General features: G+C 74.1%; 15 protein-coding genes. 4 read left to right on the top strand and 11 right to left on the bottom strand.

What is annotated here, in order from left to right; genetic code table 11:
* Window positions 1–47 precede the first annotated feature (47 nt).
* From dxs to HNR12_RS00670, 7 genes are all read right to left on the bottom strand, one after another.
* Window positions 48–1,973, bottom strand: coding sequence for a 1-deoxy-D-xylulose-5-phosphate synthase (gene dxs / locus HNR12_RS00700; RefSeq protein WP_179765632.1), 1,926 nt, complete (start codon window positions 1,971–1,973; stop codon window positions 48–50).
* A gap of 95 nt (window positions 1,974–2,068) precedes the next feature.
* Window positions 2,069–2,710 carry a G/U mismatch-specific DNA glycosylase gene (mug, locus tag HNR12_RS00695; RefSeq protein WP_179765631.1) on the bottom strand — a complete coding sequence of 214 codons (642 nt, stop codon included), beginning with the start codon at window positions 2,708–2,710 and terminating at the stop codon, window positions 2,069–2,071.
* 49 nt (window positions 2,711–2,759) lie between these two features.
* Window positions 2,760–3,479 (bottom strand): sulfite exporter TauE/SafE family protein, encoded by a 720-nt coding sequence (locus HNR12_RS00690; protein WP_179765630.1) that lies wholly within the window; start codon window positions 3,477–3,479, stop codon window positions 2,760–2,762.
* 270 nt (window positions 3,480–3,749) lie between these two features.
* Window positions 3,750–5,033 carry a sugar ABC transporter permease gene (locus tag HNR12_RS00685; protein ID WP_179765629.1) on the bottom strand — a complete coding sequence of 428 codons (1,284 nt, stop codon included), beginning with the start codon at window positions 5,031–5,033 and terminating at the stop codon, window positions 3,750–3,752.
* On the bottom strand, window positions 5,033–5,818 hold the full coding sequence (locus HNR12_RS00680; protein ID WP_179765628.1) for an ATP-binding cassette domain-containing protein: 786 nt from the start codon (window positions 5,816–5,818) through the stop codon (window positions 5,033–5,035). The genes HNR12_RS00685 and HNR12_RS00680 overlap by 1 nt, the downstream gene beginning before the upstream one ends.
* 114 nt (window positions 5,819–5,932) lie before the next feature.
* Window positions 5,933–7,075: an ABC transporter substrate-binding protein gene (locus tag HNR12_RS00675; protein WP_179765627.1), complete on the bottom strand. Its 1,143-nt coding sequence runs from the start codon at window positions 7,073–7,075 to the stop codon at window positions 5,933–5,935.
* Between the two features lie 244 nt (window positions 7,076–7,319).
* Entirely contained in the window at window positions 7,320–8,489 is a 1,170-nt protein-coding gene (locus HNR12_RS00670) for an ROK family transcriptional regulator (RefSeq protein WP_179765626.1), read from the bottom strand.
* Window positions 8,490–8,620: 131 nt separating this feature from the next.
* Between HNR12_RS00670 and HNR12_RS00665 the strand changes: the two genes are divergently transcribed.
* Window positions 8,621–9,220, top strand: a complete 600-nt coding sequence (locus tag HNR12_RS00665) for a hypothetical protein (protein WP_372451148.1) — start codon at window positions 8,621–8,623, stop codon at window positions 9,218–9,220.
* On the opposite strand, the gene HNR12_RS00660 is transcribed toward HNR12_RS00665, so the two are convergent.
* Both HNR12_RS00660 and HNR12_RS00655 read right to left on the bottom strand, forming a co-directional pair.
* Window positions 9,217–9,495, bottom strand: a complete 279-nt coding sequence (locus HNR12_RS00660) for a hypothetical protein (protein ID WP_179765625.1) — start codon at window positions 9,493–9,495, stop codon at window positions 9,217–9,219. The two genes, HNR12_RS00665 and HNR12_RS00660, sit on opposite strands and share 4 nt — an antisense overlap.
* Before the next feature lie 159 nt (window positions 9,496–9,654).
* On the bottom strand, window positions 9,655–10,698 hold the full coding sequence (locus HNR12_RS00655; RefSeq protein WP_338119694.1) for a molybdopterin-dependent oxidoreductase: 1,044 nt from the start codon (window positions 10,696–10,698) through the stop codon (window positions 9,655–9,657).
* Window positions 10,699–10,884: 186 nt separating this feature from the next.
* On the opposite strand from HNR12_RS00655, the gene HNR12_RS27730 reads away from it, so the two are divergent.
* Together HNR12_RS27730 and HNR12_RS00645 are read left to right on the top strand one after the other, a co-directional pair.
* Window positions 10,885–11,313 (top strand): anti-sigma factor domain-containing protein, encoded by a 429-nt coding sequence (locus HNR12_RS27730; RefSeq protein ID WP_394353905.1) that lies wholly within the window; start codon window positions 10,885–10,887, stop codon window positions 11,311–11,313.
* Between the two features lie 266 nt (window positions 11,314–11,579).
* Window positions 11,580–12,050 carry a septum formation family protein gene (locus HNR12_RS00645; RefSeq protein WP_246424972.1) on the top strand — a complete coding sequence of 157 codons (471 nt, stop codon included), beginning with the start codon at window positions 11,580–11,582 and terminating at the stop codon, window positions 12,048–12,050.
* Window positions 12,051–12,399: 349 nt separating this feature from the next.
* Here the strand turns inward: HNR12_RS00645 and HNR12_RS00640 are convergent, their stop codons facing one another.
* Window positions 12,400–14,832 carry a serine/threonine-protein kinase gene (locus HNR12_RS00640; RefSeq protein ID WP_179765622.1) on the bottom strand — a complete coding sequence of 811 codons (2,433 nt, stop codon included), beginning with the start codon at window positions 14,830–14,832 and terminating at the stop codon, window positions 12,400–12,402.
* A gap of 200 nt (window positions 14,833–15,032) precedes the next feature.
* Window positions 15,033–17,768 carry an aconitate hydratase AcnA gene (gene acnA / locus HNR12_RS00635; protein WP_179765621.1) on the bottom strand — a complete coding sequence of 912 codons (2,736 nt, stop codon included), beginning with the start codon at window positions 17,766–17,768 and terminating at the stop codon, window positions 15,033–15,035.
* A 415-nt stretch (window positions 17,769–18,183) separates the two neighbouring features.
* Between acnA and HNR12_RS00630 the strand changes: the two genes are divergently transcribed.
* Window positions 18,184–18,504 carry a hypothetical protein gene (locus HNR12_RS00630; RefSeq protein ID WP_179765620.1) on the top strand — a complete coding sequence of 107 codons (321 nt, stop codon included), beginning with the start codon at window positions 18,184–18,186 and terminating at the stop codon, window positions 18,502–18,504.
* The last annotated feature ends 9 nt before the right edge of the window (window positions 18,505–18,513 follow it).

Genomic DNA, 18,513 nt, shown 5'->3' with positions numbered 1-18,513 from the left:
GCCGGCGCCCCGGGCAGCCGCGCGGGTGCCCGGGGCGCCGGGCGGGCTCAGGGCTTGGCGGCGGCGGCGCGGCCCACGGCGCGGTCGGCGTGGCGGGACACGGTCTCGGTGAGCTTGCGGGCCAGGCTCTGCGGGGTCAGGCCCATGTCCTCGAGGATGTCGGCGCGCTTGGCGTGCTCCAGGAACTCCTGCTCGATGCCGAAGGTGCGCACGGGGATGTCGAGGTCGGCGTCGCGCAGCGTGCGGGCGACGGCGTCGCCCACCGCGCCCACGCGGCCGTTGTCCTCGACCACGGCCACCACGCGGTGGCGCGCGGCCTCTCCCACGATCGCCTCGTCCAGCGGCTTGACCCAGCGGGGGTCGATGACGGTGACCCCGATCCCCTGGTCGGCCATGCGGTCGGCGACCTCGCAGCAGGTCTGGGCCATGGGGCCCACCGCGATCAGCAGGAGGTCCTCGGAGTGGTTGGCGCGGGTGGGCCGGCGCAGGACGTCCATGCCGCCCACGCGCTCCACGGCCTCGATCTCGGGCGCCACGGCGCCGGTGGGGTAGCGCACGACCGTGGGGGCGTCCTCGACGGCCACGGCCTCGCGCAGCTGCTCGCGCAGGCGCGGCGCGTCGCGCGGCACGGCCAGCCGCAGGCCGGGCACGACCTGGAGGATGGAGAGGTCCCACATGCCGTGGTGGCTGGCGCCGTCGGGGCCGGTGACCCCCGAGCGGTCCAGGCAGAAGGTGACGCCCTGGCGGTGCAGGGCGGCGTCCATGAGGACCTGGTCGAAGCAGCGGTTGAGGAAGGTGGCGTAGACCGCCACGACCGGGTGCAGGCCGCCCATGGCCAGGCCGGTGGCCGAGGTGGCGGCGTGCTGCTCGGCGATGCCGACGTCGAAGCAGCGGTCGGGGTAGGCCTCGGCGAAGGGCGCCAGGCCGGTGGGGTGCAGCATGGCGGCGGTGATGGCGACGATGTCCTCGCGCTCGGCGCCGAGCGCCACCATCTCCTCGCTGAAGACCGAGGTCCACTTCTGGGGCGCGGGCGCGCTCGCCGCCGCGCCCGCCGGGGCGGCCTTGGCCGCGCCGATGGAGTGGAACTGGTCCTCCTCGTGGTTCTCGGCGGGGGCGTGGCCCTTGCCCTTCTGGGTGATGCAGTGGACGATCACCGGGCCGCCGAAGTCGCGGGCGCGGCGCAGCGCCTTCTCGACCACGGCGGCGTCGTGGCCGTCGATGGGGCCGACGTACTTCAGGCCGAGGTCCTCGAACATCATCTGCGGCTGGATGGCGTCCTTGATGCCCTTCTTCAGCCCGTGCAGCGCCTCGTACAGCGGCTGGCCCACCACGGGCGCGCGGTTCAGCGCGGCCTTGGCGAGGTCGAGGGCCTGCTCGTAGCCCTGGGTCATGCGCAGGGAGGCGAGGTGGTCGGCCAGCCCGCCCATGGTGGGCGAGTAGGAGCGGCCGTTGTCGTTGACGACGATGACGACGCGGCGGTCGTGCCGGGCGGCGATGTTGTTGAGCGCCTCCCAGGCCATGCCGCCGGTCAGGGCGCCGTCGCCGACCACGGCGGCGACGGTGCGGTCGCGCCGGCCCTGGACCTCGTTGGCCTTGGCCAGGCCGTCGGCGTAGGAGAGCACGGTCGAGGCGTGGGAGTTCTCGATGAAGTCGTGCTCGGACTCGGCGCGCGAGGGGTAGCCCGAGAGCCCGCCGCGGCTGCGCAGCCCGGAGAAGTCCTTGCGGCCGGTCAGCAGCTTGTGCACGTAGGACTGGTGGCCGGTGTCGAAGAGGACGGGGTCGCGCGGGGAGTCGAAGACGCGGTGGAGCGCGATGGTCAACTCGACCACCCCCAGGTTGGGGCCCAGGTGGCCGCCGGTGCGGGTGACCTCGGTGACGAGGAACTCCCGGATCTCGGCGGCGAGCTGCGGCAACCTCTCAGCCGGGAGCTTCTTGAGGTCGTCCGGGTTGCGCAGCGAGTCGAGTAGCGTCAACGTCTCGTCAGTCCCCTCGATCCGGCGTGCCCCCGCTGGGCCGGGCGCGGTCCCTCCGCACCGTGCACGCCTCGTCCTGCTCGGTTTTCCCGAGTTTATGAGCCGCTGGACGGCGGGTGGTACCGAACCCACCCGGCTGTGGACGATTCGGTCCCCCCGGCGGCGGTGGCGGCGTCGTGCAGGCGGCGCATCTCGGCCGCGATGCCGTCGGTGTTCCAGTGGGCGTTGAGCCAGCTGGGGTTGGGCAGCACCCACACCGGGACCCCGGCGAGGGGCTCCCGGCGGGGGCCGATCCGGGCGGCCGGGTCGCCGAAGGCGTGCCGGAACGCGGTGACGCCGAGCACGCCCAGCGCCCGCGGCCGGAGTTCGCGCAGCTTGTCGGCCAGGAGCGCGCCGCCCTCGCGGAGTTCGGCGGGGCTCAGCTCGTCGGCGCGCGCGGTGGCGCGCGCCACCAGGTTGGTGATGCCCAGGCCCCAGTCGGGCAGCAGGTGCTGCTCCTCGGGCCGCAGTTGGCGGGGGGTGAGCCCGGCGCGGTGCAGCGCGGGCCAGAACCGGTTTCCGGGCCGGGCGAAATGGTGGCCGGTCCACCCCGAGTACAGGCCGGGGTTGATGCCGCAGAAGAGGACGTCCAGACCGGGGGCGAGCACGTCGTCGATGACGGCCCCGTGGGCCGCGGCGAGGTCGGCCTTGGTGGGGCGCCGCCGGGGGTGGGGTCCGCCGCCGCTGGATGCGCTCATGGCCTTTCGGAGCCTACCCCAGGCCGCGAGCGCGTCCGGGGCCTTCGGGTCACAGCACCGACTGCACCAGCAGCGCCGCACCCGAGGCGGTCACCACGCACAGCAGCGCCGCGCGGATCAGCCCGGCGTCGACCACGCGGGCCAGCGGCCGGCCGAGGACGAACCCGGCGACCTCGAAAGGCAGCAGCCACAGGCCGGCCCGCACGTGCTCGGCACGCAGTTCGCCGCCGGCGGCGAGCATGCCCAGCGACAGCACGGCGCCCAGCGTGAAGTAGGCGCCCAGGGTGGCGCGGATGCGCGGGCCGGTCTCGTGCTGGTAGAGGATCGCCAGCGGCGGACCGCCGATGGAGGTGGCGGTGCCGGTGACGCCGGAGACGAGGCCGGCCGCCACCAGCGCGGTGCGGCTCAGCCGCACCCGCACCGCCCGCACGGTCAGGGCCACGGCGACCAGCACCATGGCGCCCACGGCGCCGCCCAGCACCTCGGGCGCCACCAGCGCGACCACCCCCACCCCGGCGGCGGTGCCGGGCACCCGGCCCAGCATCGCCCAGCCCAGGCCGCGCCAGTCGATCTCCCGCCACTCCGAGACCAGGGTGAACAGCGGCAGGACGCTGGTGACCACCAGCATGGTGCCCGGCATGTACTCCGGGTAGACCAGCGCGACGACCGGCGCCGCCACCAGGCCCAGGCCCAGGCCGACCCCGCTCTGCACCACGGCGCCCAGCAGCACGGCCAGGCCGGCCACCAGGAGGAAGGAGAGTTCGGGCATCGGGCAGCGAGGCTATATCCCCGCATTCCAGGTCGGATCGCTGGCGTTGCCGCATTGCCCGAACATCGGGTCATCCCGCTTTTCGCGGTTGCCGCGCCCCCGCCCGGCGCGGGTCGGCCCGGCCCCGGCGCGCGGCGGGGCGCGCCGGCGCCCCCGGAGGGGAGGGCTCCGGGGGCGCCGGGTGACCGCGCGCACCGGGTGGGGAGGGGGTGCGGGCGGTCGCGGCGGCGTACGGGGCGTACGCCGTGGTGGCGGGCGGTGCCGGGGGCCTCAGCCGCCCCGGGCGTGGGTGCGGCGGGTGCGGCGCGAGACCGCGTCGAGGGTGACCGCCACCAGCAGCACCAGCGCGGTGATCATGAACCGCACCGGGGTGCCCATCTGCAGCAGGTACAGGCCCGAGGTGATGGCGCCCAGCACCAGGCCGCCCAGCAGCGCCGAGTAGGCGTTGCCGCGCCCGCCGAAGAGGCTGGTGCCGCCGATCACCGCGGCGGCGATGGCCATCATCAGCTCCTCGCCGGCGGCGGTGTCCAGGCTGGCCGAGAACGACCGCGACACCAGGATGATGCCGCCCATCGCCGAGAGCATGGAGGCCAGCGCGAACACCGAGATGCGCACCGCGTCGACGTTGATGCCGGCCCGGCGGGCCGCCTCGGCGCCGCCGCCCACCGCGAAGACCATCCGGCCGTAGCGGGTCTTGCGCAGGATCAGGTCGAAGGCCACGACGAACCCCACGAAGATGAGGAACGCCAGCGGCACGCCCTTGAACTGGTTGAGGACGAACACGGCCCCGAACACCGGCACGGCCAGGGCCAGCGTGCGCACCGCGATCTCCACGGGCGGCTTGGCCGGCAGCCCGGCGGCGGCCCGGCGGCGCTCCCCCAGCAGGGTGAACACCAGGAAGGTCGCCACCACCACGACGGCGATGCCCCAGCCGAAGGCGGGCACGAAGAACGTCTGGGTGAGGGCGGCGATCGCGCCGCTGTCGCTGATGTTGATCGTGCCGTCGCTGCCCAGCAGCTGCAACTGCACGCCCTGCCAGCCCAGCAGGCCGGCCAGGGTGACCACGAAGGCCGGTACGCCGATCTTGGCGAAGACCGTGCCGTGCAGGATGCCGATGGCCAGGCCGGTGCCGATGGCGGCCAGGATCGCCAGCCACTCCGACACGCCCATGCGCACCGCCAGCACGGCCAGCACCGAGGCCGAGGCCCCGGCCACCGACCCGATGGACAGGTCGATCTCGCCCAGCAGCAGCACCATGATGACGCCGGTGGTCATCAGGCCCACGGCCGCCACCTGCACCGTCAGGTTGGACAGGTTCTGCGGCGAGAGGAACCGCTCGTGCATGAGCTGGAACACCGCGCAGATGACGATGAGGCCGACGATCACCGGCAGCGGCCCCAGTTCGCCGCCGCGGATGCGGCGCAGCGCCGCCGCGGCCAGGCCGGGCGGGGACGTCTGGGTGACGAGCAGCCGGGGGTCGGGCTCGACCCCGACCGCGTCGGGCTTCCGGCCGGCCTTGCCGGTCTTTCCGGTGATGGGTGTCTGCTGTGCCATCACGCCTCCTCCGTCCGGCCCACCGACGCGCGCCCGGAGCGCCGCGAGACCGGATTGTCGGCCGCACCGGTGATGGCCGCCACGATCTCCTCGTAGCTGGTGTCCTCCACCGGGAAGTCGCCGGCGTTGCGCCCCAGGCGCAGGACGACGGCGCGGTCGGCCACGGCGCGCACGTCGGCCATGTTGTGGCTGATGAGGATCACGCCCAGGCCGCGGTCGCGCAGCCGCTCGATGAGGTCGAGCACCTGGGCGGTCTGGGCCACCCCCAGGGCGGCGGTGGGCTCGTCGAGCATGACCACCTTGGGCTCGCCCAGCAGCGAGCGGGCGATGGCGATGATCTGCCGCTGGCCGCCCGACAGCGAGGCGACCGGGACCCGCAGGCTCGGCATCTTCACCGACAGCGAGTCCAGCAGCTTCAGCGCCCGGCGCTCCATCTCGACCTCGTTGAGTATCCCGGCGGCCGACTTCTCGACGCCCAGGAACAGGTTGGCGACGATGTCGAGGTTGTCGCACAGGGCGAGGTCCTGGTAGATGGTGGCGATCCCCAGGCGCTGGGCGTCGCCGGGCCGGCCGATGGAGACCGGCCTGCCCTCCCAGAGGATGTCGCCGCTGTCGGCCGGGTTCACCCCGGCGATGACCTTGACGAGGGTGGACTTCCCGGCGCCGTTGTCGCCCAGCAGGGCGACCACCTCACCGGGCGCGACCCGCAGGTCGACCTGGTCGAGTGCCTGTACGGCGCCGAATCTCTTGGATATCCCGGACAGTTCCAGGACTGGTGTGCTCAATGTCGCGTCCTTTAGGCTTCCGTCCACGACGGGAGTCGCGTGGCTTGTGGTGTCCCGCTCGGCGAACGGGCGCCGGTGTGCAGGACCGGCGCCCGTCGGCGTGTCGGCGGCCGGCTACTCCGCCTGCGCCTCCTGGCAGAAGTCGGTGTCGGCGTACTCCTCGGTGCAGATCTCCTCGACGGTGTAGAACCCGTCGGCCACCACCGTGTCCTGGACCTCGTCCACGGTCACCGGCACCGGCTCGATGAGCACGGCCGGGATGGTGTTGCCGTCGTTGTCCTCGACCTCGGTCAGCTCCACGCCCTCGCCGGCCTGGTACTCCTCGCCGGTGGCGGCGGCCACCGCCATCTCCGCTGCCGTGCGCGCCTCGGGCTCGATCGCCTTGTAGACGGTCATGTACTGCTCGCCGGAGATGATGCGCTGCACGCCCGCGATCTCGGCGTCCTGGCCGGTGATGGGCGGCAGGTCGTCCACTCCGGCGCTCTTGAGCGCGGCCACGACGCCGGCGGCCATGCCGTCGTTGGCGACGTAGACGCCGTCGATGTTGTCGGCGCCCACCGAGGTGATGGCCTGCTCCATCTCGGTCTGGGCCTGGTCGGGCGACCACTCGGGGGTGTCGTACTCGGCGGCGATCTCGACCTGGCCCTCGAAGACCTCGTGGGCGCCGTCCTTGAAGTCGCCGGCGTTGGGGTCGGTGGGCGCGCCGTTGATCATGACGATCTGGGGCTCGCCGCTGCCGCCCTCCTCCTCCAGGGCCGCCAGCAGCGCCTCGGCCTGGACCTGGCCCACGCGGTGGTTGTCGAAGGAGACGTAGTAGTCGACGCCGCCCTCGGCGAGCCGGTCGTAGGCCACGACGGGCACGCCCTGGCTCTGGGCGTTGTTGACGATCCCGGCGGCGGCCTCGGAGTCCACGGCGTCGAGCACGAGCACGTCCACGCCGTCGGTGAGCATGGCCTCGGCCTGGGACTGCTGCTTGGAGGTCTCCTGGTCGGCGTTCTGGTACAGCAGCTCGCAGTTCTCGCACAGCTCCTGGAGCGCCTGCTCGAAGAGGGGCTTGTCGAACTCCTCGTACCTGGCGGTCTTGGACTCCGGCAGGAGCAGGCCGACCTTGAAGCCCTCCTCGACGCTGGCGTCGCCGCCCTCCTCACCGGTGCCGGTGGTGGTGGCGCCGCAGCCGGAGACGACCAGGGCCAGTGCCGACAGCGCCGCCGCCGCGCCGAGCGCGGGGCGGAACGAGTACCCGCTTCGCTTGTTCAACGAACTTGACCTCCTCTGAGGCCACCGAGGCGTACATGGGGGGACACCGGTCGCGCAGTGTGGGCCGGGTCACTCGGTGGGCCGATGCGGGAAGTCAAACCCCGCGCCCCGCTTGGCGTCAAGGCTTGAACACATAACCGAAACGTCACGGAGGTTTCATTCAACCCTTGAACGCATTGTCGGCGCAGGTCACAGGCATAGCCGTGAAACATGAGGAGAATCGGGTGTTATGTCGCCTTTGGCGCTACATGTTCGCGGCGGCCCGCGCGGCCAGCAGCAACGCGCCCCGCAGGGCCGCGTCGTCGCCCAGGCGGCCGCGCTCGATCCGCAGCCGCGCCAACGCGCTGCCCAGCGTGCCCAGCTCCATGGAGCGGCGCACCGGCTCCTGCAGCGCCTCCCCCGCCTCGGTCAGCTCCCCGCCGAGGAGCACCAGCTCGGGGTTGAACGTGTTGGCCAGCACCCCCAGGGCGCGGCCCAGCGCCGAGCCCGCCTCGGCGACGATGCGCCGGCAGCCGGGGTCGCCCTTCTCGGCCGCGGCCACCAGTTCGGCCACGCTCCGGGGCGCGCCCTCGCCCTGGTGGGGCAGCATGTCCAGCAGGTAGGGCGCCCCCAGCACGGTCTCCAGGCAGCCCCGGTTGCCGCAGCGGCACACCTGGCCGCGCTCGTCCAGGCCGATGTGGCCGATCTCGCCGGCCGTGCCCCCGGCGCCGCGGAACAGCGCGCCGCCCACCACGATCCCGGCGCCCACGCCCTGGCCCAGCCGCACGTAGACGACGTGCTCGCGGCCCTGGCCGGCACCGTCGGCCATCTCGGCCAGGGCGCACAGGTTGGCGTCGTTCTCGGCGGTGACCGGAACCCCCAGCCGCAGGCCCAGCGCCTCGCCCGGGCGGAAGCCGGCCCAGCGGGGCATGCAGGTGATGGCGCCGATCTCGCCGGTGGCGAGGTCGACGGGGCCGGGCACGGCGGCGGTGGCCGCCACCACGGTCCGCCGGTCCACCCGCACGCGGCCCAGCAGGGTCTCGACCAGCCACACCGCGCGCCGCACACCGCGCTCGGGGTCGCCGGCGACGTCGTAGGCGATGGCCTCGCGCGCCAGTACGCCGCCCTCGCTGTCGCCCAGGGCGGCGGTGATGGCGGTCAGCGTGAAGTCGATCGCGACCACGGCGCCGGGCGGGCGGATGAGGGTGACCGCGCGGGCGCGGCGGCCGTTGGAGGAGGTCTCGCGCACCGACACCGTCCCGGCCGCGCGCAGGTTGCGTACGATGTTGGAGACGCTGGCCGGGGACAGCCCCGTGCCGCGCGCGATCTCGGCCTGGGTCAGCGTGCCGCCACTGCGTAGCGCGTCGACCACGCGCTGCTGGTTGGCCCGCCGCAGCGCCGCCTGGGAGCCGGGAGTCACCTCCACATCGGTCACCTGGTCCGTCTCCTCCCGTGAAGCCGCCCTGAAGCCTTGCGCCGCTGGTGAAAGCGAGCTTACAAGAATTGAATTCAGCACAGGCACGGCGCCGCGGCCCGGGCACGCCGCCCCGGCCGGCCGCCCTCACCCTGTCCGCCGCCGACCCCGACTGGCCCCGGCGGGCCGTGGCGGCGCTGCGCCGCTCCCCCGCCCGCGCCGGCGGGGTGCGCGTGCTGGCCGTCGAGGGGCGCTCGGGCGCGGGCAAGACCACGCTCGCCCGGCGGCTGGCCGCCGAGGCCGGCTGCCCGCTGCTGCACATGGACGACCTCTACCCGGGGTGGTCGGGGCTGGCGGCGGCGGTGCCGCTGGTGCGGCAGTGGGTACTGGAGCCGCTGGCGCGCGGGGCCGATCCGCGCTGGCGGCCCTACGACTGGGCGCGCGGCGCCTTCGGCGACTGGCAGACCACGCCGGTGCGCGGCGAACTGGTCGTCGAGGGCTGCGGGTCGGGCGCGGCGGAACTGCGGCCCCACCTGGCGGCGCTGGCCTGGGTCGAGGCCCCGCGCGAAGAGCGGGAGCGGCGGCTGGACGCCCGCTGGGACGCCGCCGAGTACGCGCCGTACCGGCATATGTGGGCGGACCAGGAGGACGCGTTCTACGCCGCCCACCACCCGCGCGAGCACGCCGACCTGGTGATCGACAACGGCGGACCGGCGCCCGCGGGGGGCGCCGGCCGGGGTGCCGCGGACTAGTTGTTGTCGTCCTGCGCGTCGTCCTGCTCGTTCATGTCGTCGGTGTCGTCCTGGTCGTTGGCGTCGTCCTGCTGGTCGTCGCCGTCCTGGTCGTCCTGGCCGTCCTGCTGGTCGTCCATGTCGTCCTGGCCGTCCTGCTCGCCGTCCTCCTCCTGGACGGTCTCCTCGCCGTCGTCGCCGTCGTCGTTGCAGGCGGCCAGCGAGAACGACGCGGTCAGGGCGATAGCGCCGGCGGCGACGAGGCGGCGCAGGACGGTGAGAGAGGGGCTGGGCATGGGATTCTCCTCGCAGTCGTTCGGTTGCGGTGCGCACCCGCCGCGGGGCGCGGCGGGGCCGGTGCCGGCCGTGCGGCCGGCTGTGGACGTCCGGCTGTCCCAACGGGACGCCGCCAAACGCCCGCCGCGGCGGGGAACGCGCCCCGCCGAGGTCAGGGGTCAGGTCACGGTCACCTCGACGGTGTGGTGGCCGCTCGCGCCGTCGGGCGCCGGCGGGGCCTCCTGGGCGGTCTGCCACCGGCCGTCGCGGTCGCGCGCCCGCACCCTGAGCCGGTGCCGGCCGGGCCGCGCCGTCCACTCCAGTACCCACTGGCGCCAGGTGTCGGCCGTGTCCTCGGCCGCCAGGCGCGCCGGGAGCCACGGGCCGTCGTCCACACGCACCTCGACCGCCGACACCCCGGTGTTCTGCGCCCAGGCCACGCCGGCCACGGGCACCGTGCCCGCGCCGACCGAGGCGCCCGCGCGGGGGGTGTCGATGCGCGACTGGGTCTTGACCGGTCCGCGCTCGGACCATCCCCGGGGCACCCAGTAGGCGTCGAAGGCGGCGAATGTCGTCAGCTCCATCTCGGTGATCCACTTGCACGCCGAGACATACCCGTAGAGGCCGGGAACCACCATCCGGGCGGGGAATCCGTGCTCGGCGGTGAGCGGCCGGCCGTTCATGCCCAGGGCGAGGAGCGCGTCGCGGCCGTCGAGCAGGTCCTCCACCGGGGTGCCGATGGTCATGCCGTCCTCGGAGCGGGCGACCAGCTGGTCGGCGGGGCCGCCCGCGCCGGGCGCACGCACCCCGGCCTCGCGCAGCAGCGCCGCCAGCGGCACCCCGATCCAGCGGGCGTTGCCCACCAGGTCGCCGCCCACCGGGTTGGACACGCACGCCAGGGTGATGTCGCGCTCCATCAGGTCGGAGCGCTCCAGCAACTGGGCGTAGGTGTACTCACGCGGGCGCACGCCCCGGCCGTGGACGCGCAGCCGCCAGCGCCCGGCGTCGACCTGGGGCACCGCCAGCGCGGTGTGCACCGTGTAGAAGTCGGCGACAGGGGTGTAGAAGGGCGCCACCCCCTCGACGTCGAGTTCCACGCCGTCGGGCAGCGGCGGCGCCGGGGAGTCGGGGCGGGGCAGCCGGACCGCGCCGGCCTGCTCGGCCGCTGTCGGGCGCCGCTCGGCGTACAGCCGGCCGCCGGCGGCCGCCCCGGCCGAGAGCACCGCCGCGGCACCGGCCAGGGTTGCGATGAGGAGGTGTGGCGGCGGGTGCGCGCGGCGGTGCCCGGCATCCGCCAACTTCCGCCGGCCGCCGGAACGGCGTCGGCTCCGCCGGAGCGGGCGCTTCCGGCGCGGGCGAAGCCGCGCGGCCGGCGCGCGCGGACACGCCGCCACCGCCTGCCGTGGGTGGTGGCCGCCGCCGCGACCGCGCTGGCGCTGGTCTTGGGCGGCGCGGTGGGGGCGATGGGCGTCCGCATGCAGCAGATGCGGGAGCACACCGCCGAGGTCGAGCGGCTGCTGGCGGCCTCCGACGCCAGTGTGCGCGACGCCCCCCCTCGACGGCGGCGACGCGCGGGCCAGCGTGGTGACCTCCCAGCGCAGCGGCACCGTGCTGGTCATGGTCGAGGGCCTGCCCCGGCTCCCGAGGGCATGGGCTACCAGTTGTGGTACGTCGAGGACTCCGGTACGCGCTCGGCGGGGATGCTGGCGGACACGGGTGGCGGCATGTACTCCGGCATGGCCCGGGGTCTGGGCTCCGCCGAGCGGATCGGCATCAGTCTGGAGCCGGCCGGCGGCATGCCCGAGCCGAGCCACGACCCGATGACCGTGGAGCTGTAGCGCCGGACCGGGGCCTCCCCACGGCGGCGGCCGGGTCCGGCCAGTGTGATGTCTGGCATGGGAGTTTTCCGAAGTTCGTGGAACCAACCGGCCGCCGGCGGCGTCCCATGATCACAGCAGCCCCGGATGCGGACAATCACCCCTGAACGCGGTGCCCCTGGGTCGCTGCCTCCGCGGTATCGAGACGGACGCATCGCTCGGCATTCCCCCTGCGGTCTGGACGCCTGGATCCCATCCCCTTGGAACGAAGAACAGACGGAGAACTCATGCCTTCGACGACCATGCGCCCGCGTATCGTTCGGGTCGCCGCCACCGCCGCCGTCGCCGCCGCCGGCCTGACCCTGTCCGGGTGCGGCATGCTGGCGAGCCTCCAGGGTGGCAGCGTGTTCACCCTTGAGGTGGGCGACTGCCTGGCCGAGCCGCTGGGCATGACCGAGATCTCCGAGATCGAGACCGCCGAGTGCAGCCAGCCCCACGAGTCCGAGGTCTTCGCCAGCGTCATGATGGAGGACGGCGAGTACCCCGGCGACGAGGCCGTGGCCACCGAGGCCGAGGAGACCTGCATGTCGGAGTTCGAGACCTTCGTGGGCATGCCCTACATGGAGTCCGAGCTGGACATGGACATGCTGCACCCGACCCAGGAGTCCTGGGACTCCATGGACGACCGCGAGATCCTCTGCATCATCTACGACCCCGCCGGCCAGACCACCGGCAGCCTGTCGGGCGCGGCCCGCTAGTCGGCCGCGTCCACCGCGTCGGCCCGCGAGGGCCGGCCCTGCCGCGCCCGGCCGGGTCCGCCCCGGCCGGGCGCGGCGCGTTTCACCGCGGCGCGGCGGTGACCGCGGCGGACGCGCGGGGGCACCAGGGCGCGCTTTATGGGTACTCGCCCTACTGCGCGGCGCCCCAGTGCCGCTCTGGCTGCGTTCTCGTCGGTCGGCAGGGAACCGAAACCGCCCTGACTCCCTCCTCGGCCTTGCGAGAGCGGCACTGGTCCCTGACCGGCGCCCCGCCAGGGGGCGCCACGCGCCTCAGGCGGGGCGCACACGAGTGCGCCGCTCGCTACGGGCGGCGTCCCTAGCACCTGCCCTAGCCGCCGCAGGCCGCGCGGACCTCCTCCAGTTCGCGGCGCATCTGCAGCACGCCGTTCTCCAGCTGGGTGGCGTGCCCGTTGAGCTGGTGGAACCGCGCCTCCGCGGCGTGGGCGGAGGTGCGGTGGCCGTGGCGGGGGCCGCTGGCCAGCCGCAGGATCCCGGCGGCCAGCCGCGCCGCCAGCCACACCAGCACGATGAGCAGGATCCAGCCGAGCATGTCGTCGGCGGTCTCGGTGAGGTCCAGGATGACCAGCACACCCACCGCCAGGCCGGGGAAGGCGGGGTTGATCCGCAGCCAGGCCCCGAGCCGGTTCAGCCGGGCCTCGCGCTCCCACCTGCTCAGCGCCTCGGTGCGCTCCCCCTCGGCCACGGCCAGGGCGGCCGACCAGTCGGCCAGGCGCGTGGCGCTCTCCCGGGCCACGCCCGTCAGCGGCGCCACGGCGGCGGCCGTCCCGGCCCGGGCCGCCGGTCCCGACGCGCGCTCCACGGCGCTCCACAGCGCCGCGAACCACTCGGCGGCCTCGGCGCTGCCCTGGGCGTCGGGCGGCACGACCAGTTCGGGCCGCAGCAGGTAGGACAGGATGAGCGCGGAGTCCACGACGGCGTGGGCGGCCAGGCGCGGGGCCGCCCGGTCCAGCCGCTGGCGGAACTCTCCCGCGGCGCGCTCGGCGGCCTCCAGGTCGTCGGCCAGCCGGCGCAGCTCGGCGCTGTCGGGGCCCTGGTGCAGGGCCATCACGCTCAGCACCTCGGAGCGGGCCAGCAGCATCAGCTCGTTGTCGGGCGCCGCGCCCGTGAAGGCGGGCCGCACCACGGCGAAGCGCTCGCGCAGCGCGGCCACCGAGGCGTCGCGCCCCCGGAAGACCGGCGGCAGGTCGGGGCGCAGCTGGACGATGAACCAGGCGAGGGCGACGTTGGAGTCGGCCGCGCGGCGGCGGAACAGGGCGCGGTCGACGAGGGTGTCGCCGATGTCGTCGATCAGCCAGACGCCCAGCGCGGCGCGCTCCTCCTCGCTGCCGAAGACCTCGGCGGCCGCCGGCCAGTTGGCCTGCATCGCCGCTGCCAGCTCGCCGGGATCGGTGAAGCGGCGGCCGGTGAACCAGTAGGGCGGGACGTCGCCGACGGCGCCGTGGAACCCGGTGGGGCCACGGGTGCCGGTGTGCGGGGGCGCGCCGAAGGCCGAGGCGCCGGGCCCTGATGCTGCGGCGTGCGGCGGGGTGGTGTGCGGCGCCCCCGGTGCTGCCGCCGCGCCCGAGGCGTCGGCCGCCGCGGCGCCGGAGGCGGGTTCGGGGGTGGGCGGGGCCGGGGCCGCGCGCGTGGCACCGGGCGCGAGGCTGGTGTAGACGAGCGTGCCCGGGGCGTCCGGGGCACCGCCCTCGGGGTCGGCGGGGGCGCGCGTCTGGGCGGGCGGTTCCACGCGCGTGGGGGCCACCCTCGTCTCGGCCGCGCCGGACGGCTCCACCACCGTGCCCCCGTCGGCGCCGGCCGGCGGCTCCCCCGCCGGCACCACGCGGGTGGGCTCCACCCGGGTGGCGGCCACGCGGGTGGGCGCCTCGGCCGCCCCCGCGCGCTGCGCGGGCTCTGCTGCGCCGTCCGCCCCGGCGGCGGGTGCGGCGGGCGGTGCGGCGGGCGCGGCGCCCAGCAGCAGGTCCAGCAGGCCGCGCGCGGTGGGGCGGCGGGCCGGGTCCTTGTCCAGGCAGGCCAGCACCACCGGCAGCAGCGGCTCGCCCAGGTCGCCGGTGTCGGGCTCGCCGGTGAGGATGCGGGTGGCGCGGGCGGCCTGCGTGGGCGCGGCGAACGCCTCGCGGCCGGTCGCGGCGTAGACCATGACCGCGCCCCAGGCGAAGACGTCCACGGCCGCCGTCAGCCGCAGCCCCTCCAACTGCTCGGGCGCCATGTAGCCGACGGTCCCCACCACGCCGCTGGCGGTCACCGAGGTGGCCTCCACGGCGCGGGCGATCCCGAAGTCGATGACGCGCGGGCCGTCGGCGGCCAGCAGGATGTTGTCGGGCTTGAGGTCGCGGTGCACCACGCCGGCGCCGTGGATGGCGGCCAGCGCGGTGGCTGTGGAGACCGCCAGCCGCTGGAGGTCGACCCCCCGGCGCGGCCCGTGGTCGCGCACGGCCGCGGTGAGCGTGGGTCCCTCGATGTACTCCGAGGCGATCCACGGCTGCTCCGCGGCGCAGTCGGCGTCGAGGATCGGCGCGATGCAGAAGCCGCTGACCTTGCGGGCCTGCTCCACCTCGGCGGCGAACCGGCGCCGCATCTCGTCGTCCCGCGCCCAGGAGGCGTGCAGCAGCTTCACGGCGGCGCGGGAGCCGTCGGGCGCCACGCCCAGGAAGACATCGCCGAACCCTCCGCGCCCCAGGCGCTCGACCAACCGGTACCGCCCGGCGAAGCGGTCGCCTCCCGCGGTTTCGGCCTCGCCCATACGCACCGTTTCCGACTCGCCCCATGCTCTACGGGATCAGGACTATACGCCCCGCGAGCACCGGGTTGGTACTCGTGGTGCCCGCGGGAGGGCCGCGACGCCCTCGGTGGGAGGCCTACGGCGCGGGGCCGCCCCGTCTGCGCGGACGGCGGCGGCCCCGGTGTGCCCCTCGCGCGGCCCCGGCGGGGCCGCGCGGGCGGCTACTTGGCGATGAGCTGGCGCAGCACGTACTGCAGGATGCCGCCGTTGCGGTAGTAGTCGGCCTCGCCGGGGGTGTCGATGCGCACGACGGCGTCGAACTCCACCCCGGTGTCGGTGCTGACCTTGACCGTGCGCGGCACGCGCCCCTCGTTCAGCTCGGTGATGCCGGTGATGGAGAAGGTCTCCTCGCCGGTCAGGCCGAGGGAGTCGGCGGACTGCCCCTCGGGGAACTGGAGCGGCAGCACGCCCATGCCGATGAGGTTGGAGCGGTGGATGCGCTCGTAGGACTCGGTGATCACCGCGCGCACGCCCAGCAGCCGGGTGCCCTTGGCCGCCCAGTCGCGCGAGGAGCCCGAACCGTACTCCTTGCCGCCCAGCACCACCAGCGGGATGTCCCGCTCGGCGTAGTTCTGCGCCGCGTCGTAGATGAAGGTGACGGGCGCGTCGGCGGGGTTGTCGGCCTGGGTGAAGTCGCGGGTGTAGCCGCCCTCGGTGCCCGGCGCGATCTGGTTGCGCAGCCGGATGTTGGCGAAGGTGCCGCGGATCATCACCTCGTGGTTGCCGCGCCGCGACCCGTAGGAGTTGAAGTCGCGCCGCTCGACGCCGTGGGCCTTGAGGTACTGGCCCGCCGGGGTGTCGGGCTTGATGGACCCGGCCGGCGAGATGTGGTCGGTGGTGACGGAGTCGCCGAGCTTGGCCAGCACCCGGGCGCCGGTGATGTCGGTGACCGGCTCGGGCGTGACGCCCATGCCCTCGAAGTAGGGGGGCTTGCGGACGTAGGTGGACTCCGCGTCCCACTCGAAGGTGTTGCCGGTGGGCGTGGGCAGCGAGCGCCACCGCTCGTCGCCGGCGAACACGTCGGCGTAGGCCGACTCGTACATGTCCGAGGCGATCGCGGAGTCGATGACCTCCTGGATCTCCTCGGGCGCCGGCCAGATGTCGGCCAGGTAGACGGGCTCGCCGTCGGAGCCGGTGCCCAGCGGCTCGGTGGTGATGTCGACGTCCATGGACCCGGCCAGGGCGTAGGCCACCACCAGCGGCGGCGAGGCCAGGTAGTTCATCTTGACGTCGGGGTTGATGCGGCCCTCGAAGTTGCGGTTGCCCGAGAGCACGGCCGCCACGGCGAGGTCGTTGTCCTGGACCGCCTTGGAGATCTCCTCGGGCAGCGGGCCGGAGTTGCCGATGCAGGTGGTGCAGCCGTAGCCGACGAGGTTGAACCCGAGCTTGTCCAGGTAGGGGGTCAGGCCCGAGCGCTCGTAGTAGTCGGTGACGACCTTGGAGCCCGGCGCCAGCGAGGTCTTGACCCACGGCTTGCGGGACAGGCCCTTCTCGACCGCCTTCTTGGCCAGCAGGGCGGCGCCGATCATGACCGAGGGGTTGGACGTGTTGGTGCAGGAGGTGATCGCGGCGATCACGACCTTGCCGTGGTCGATCTCGGTCTTGGTGCCGTCGGCCATGGTGACCGGCACGGGGTTGTGCGGCACCTGCCCGTTGGGCGTGGGGGTCGGGGAGTCCGACGCCGGGAAGGACTCGGCCGAGGCCTCGTCCACCGAGCTGGTGACGTAGTTCTGCACGTCCTGGCGCCAGGTGGCCTTGGCGGCGGACAGGGCGATGCGGTCCTGCGGGCGCTTGGGGCCGGCGATGGAGGGCACGACGTCGCCCAGGTCCAGCTCCAGGTACTCGGAGTACTCGGGCTCGCGGGCGGGGTCGTGCCAGAGGCCCTGCTCCTTGGCGTAGGCCTCGACCAGGCGGGTCTGGGCCTCGGGGCGGCCGGTGAGGGTGAGGTAGCGGATGGTCTCCTCGTCGATCGGGAAGATCGCCGCGGTGGACCCGAACTCCGGGCTCATGTTGCCGATGGTGGCGCGGTTGGCCAGGGGCACCGAGGCCACGCCCTCGCCGTAGAACTCCACGAACTTGCCGACCACGCCGTGCTTGCGCAGCATCTCGGTGACGGTGAGCACGAGGTCGGTGGCGGTGGTGCCCGGGTTGAGCGAACCCGTCAGCTTGAAGCCGACCACGCGCGGGATCAGCATGGAGATCGGCTGGCCGAGCATGGCGGCCTCGGCCTCGATGCCGCCCACGCCCCAGCCGAGGATGCCCAGGCCGTTCTGCATGGTGGTGTGGGAGTCGGTGCCCACGCAGGTGTCGGGGTAGACCTGGCCGTTGCGGACCATGGCCACGCGGGCCAGGTGCTCGATGTTGGCCTGGTGCACGATGCCGGTGCCCGGCGGCACCACCTTGAACTCGTCGAAGGCGGTCTGTCCCCAGCGCAGGAACTGGTAGCGCTCGCGGTTGCGCTCGTACTCGATCTCGACGTTGCGCTCGAAGGCGTCGGGGCGGCCGAAGATGTCGACCACCACGGAGTGGTCGATGACCAGCTCGGCCGGGGCCAGCGGGTTGATCTTCTCGGGGTCGCCGCCCAGGTCGTTGACCGCCTCGCGCATGGTCGCGAGGTCGACCACGCAGGGCACGCCGGTGAAGTCCTGCATGATCACCCGCGCGGGGGTGAACTGGATCTCCTGGCTGGGCTGGGCGTTGGGGTCCCACTGCCCGATGGCCCGGATGTGCTCCGCGGTGACGTTGGCGCCGTCCTCGGTGCGCAGCAGGTTCTCCAGCAGCACCTTGAGGCTGTAGGGGAGCCGCTGGACGCCCTCGACGGCGTCCAGGCGGAAGATCTCATACGACTCGTCGCCAACGCGGAGCGTGTCACGGCTGCCGAAGCTGTTCGCGGACACGGTGATTGCCTCCTGATCTCGCCACTTTGTCCCAGCATCCTGCCGCAGCGGCACTGCCGGGACACCACTGAGGCTGTCCTAACAAGGAGCCGGCCAGGACGGCGCCGCGCCGCCCGCCCGGCGGCGCGCCGGGGACCCTGTTCGTTTCTACCAGCGATGTCCCCGCTACCCCCGTCGGCGCGCGTAGCCGGGCCCGGACTTCGCCCGCGCGGGCCTGCCGCGCGGCGGCCGATCTCGCCTGCCCCGAGTTGATTTATCTCGATATCAAGGTATCGGACGCATATCTCGACATCAAGTTACCAGCGGGTACGAGGAGGGCCCGGGTTACGGGGAACCACCGGCCCGTCGCCGCGCGTCCTACCTCCTCGACACGCCTCGGTCCCCCATGTCAGCGAACCAGCAAGGAGCCCCCCTGATGCGCGCACTGCGCGACACGGTCATCTTCGTCCTCTGCGGCCTTGCGCTGCTCGTGTGGGGACTCATCACCCTGCTCTCCCCCGGCGCGCCCGAGGGCATCACGCTTGCCGAGGCGGCCTCGCGCTACTGGACCATCCCCGTGGGCGCCGCGATGCTGGGGACCGGAATCGTCTTCTACGTGCGCGGCGGGCGCCGCCGGGCCACGCCCTCGGCGGGGTCCCAGGGGCCGGGCGAGCCCGGGCGGGGCGGGGCCTCATCAGGCCCCGCCGACGGCCCGGCGCCCGCCCAGGCGCCCGAGGAGCACCGGCGCGAGGACTGAAGGCGCGCG

Source organism: Streptomonospora nanhaiensis (genome assembly GCF_013410565.1).
GTDB classification, from domain to species: domain Bacteria; phylum Actinomycetota; class Actinomycetes; order Streptosporangiales; family Streptosporangiaceae; genus Streptomonospora; species Streptomonospora nanhaiensis.
The sequence above is the reverse complement of the archived record's forward strand: the minus strand, read 5'-3'. Positions and strand labels throughout refer to the sequence as shown.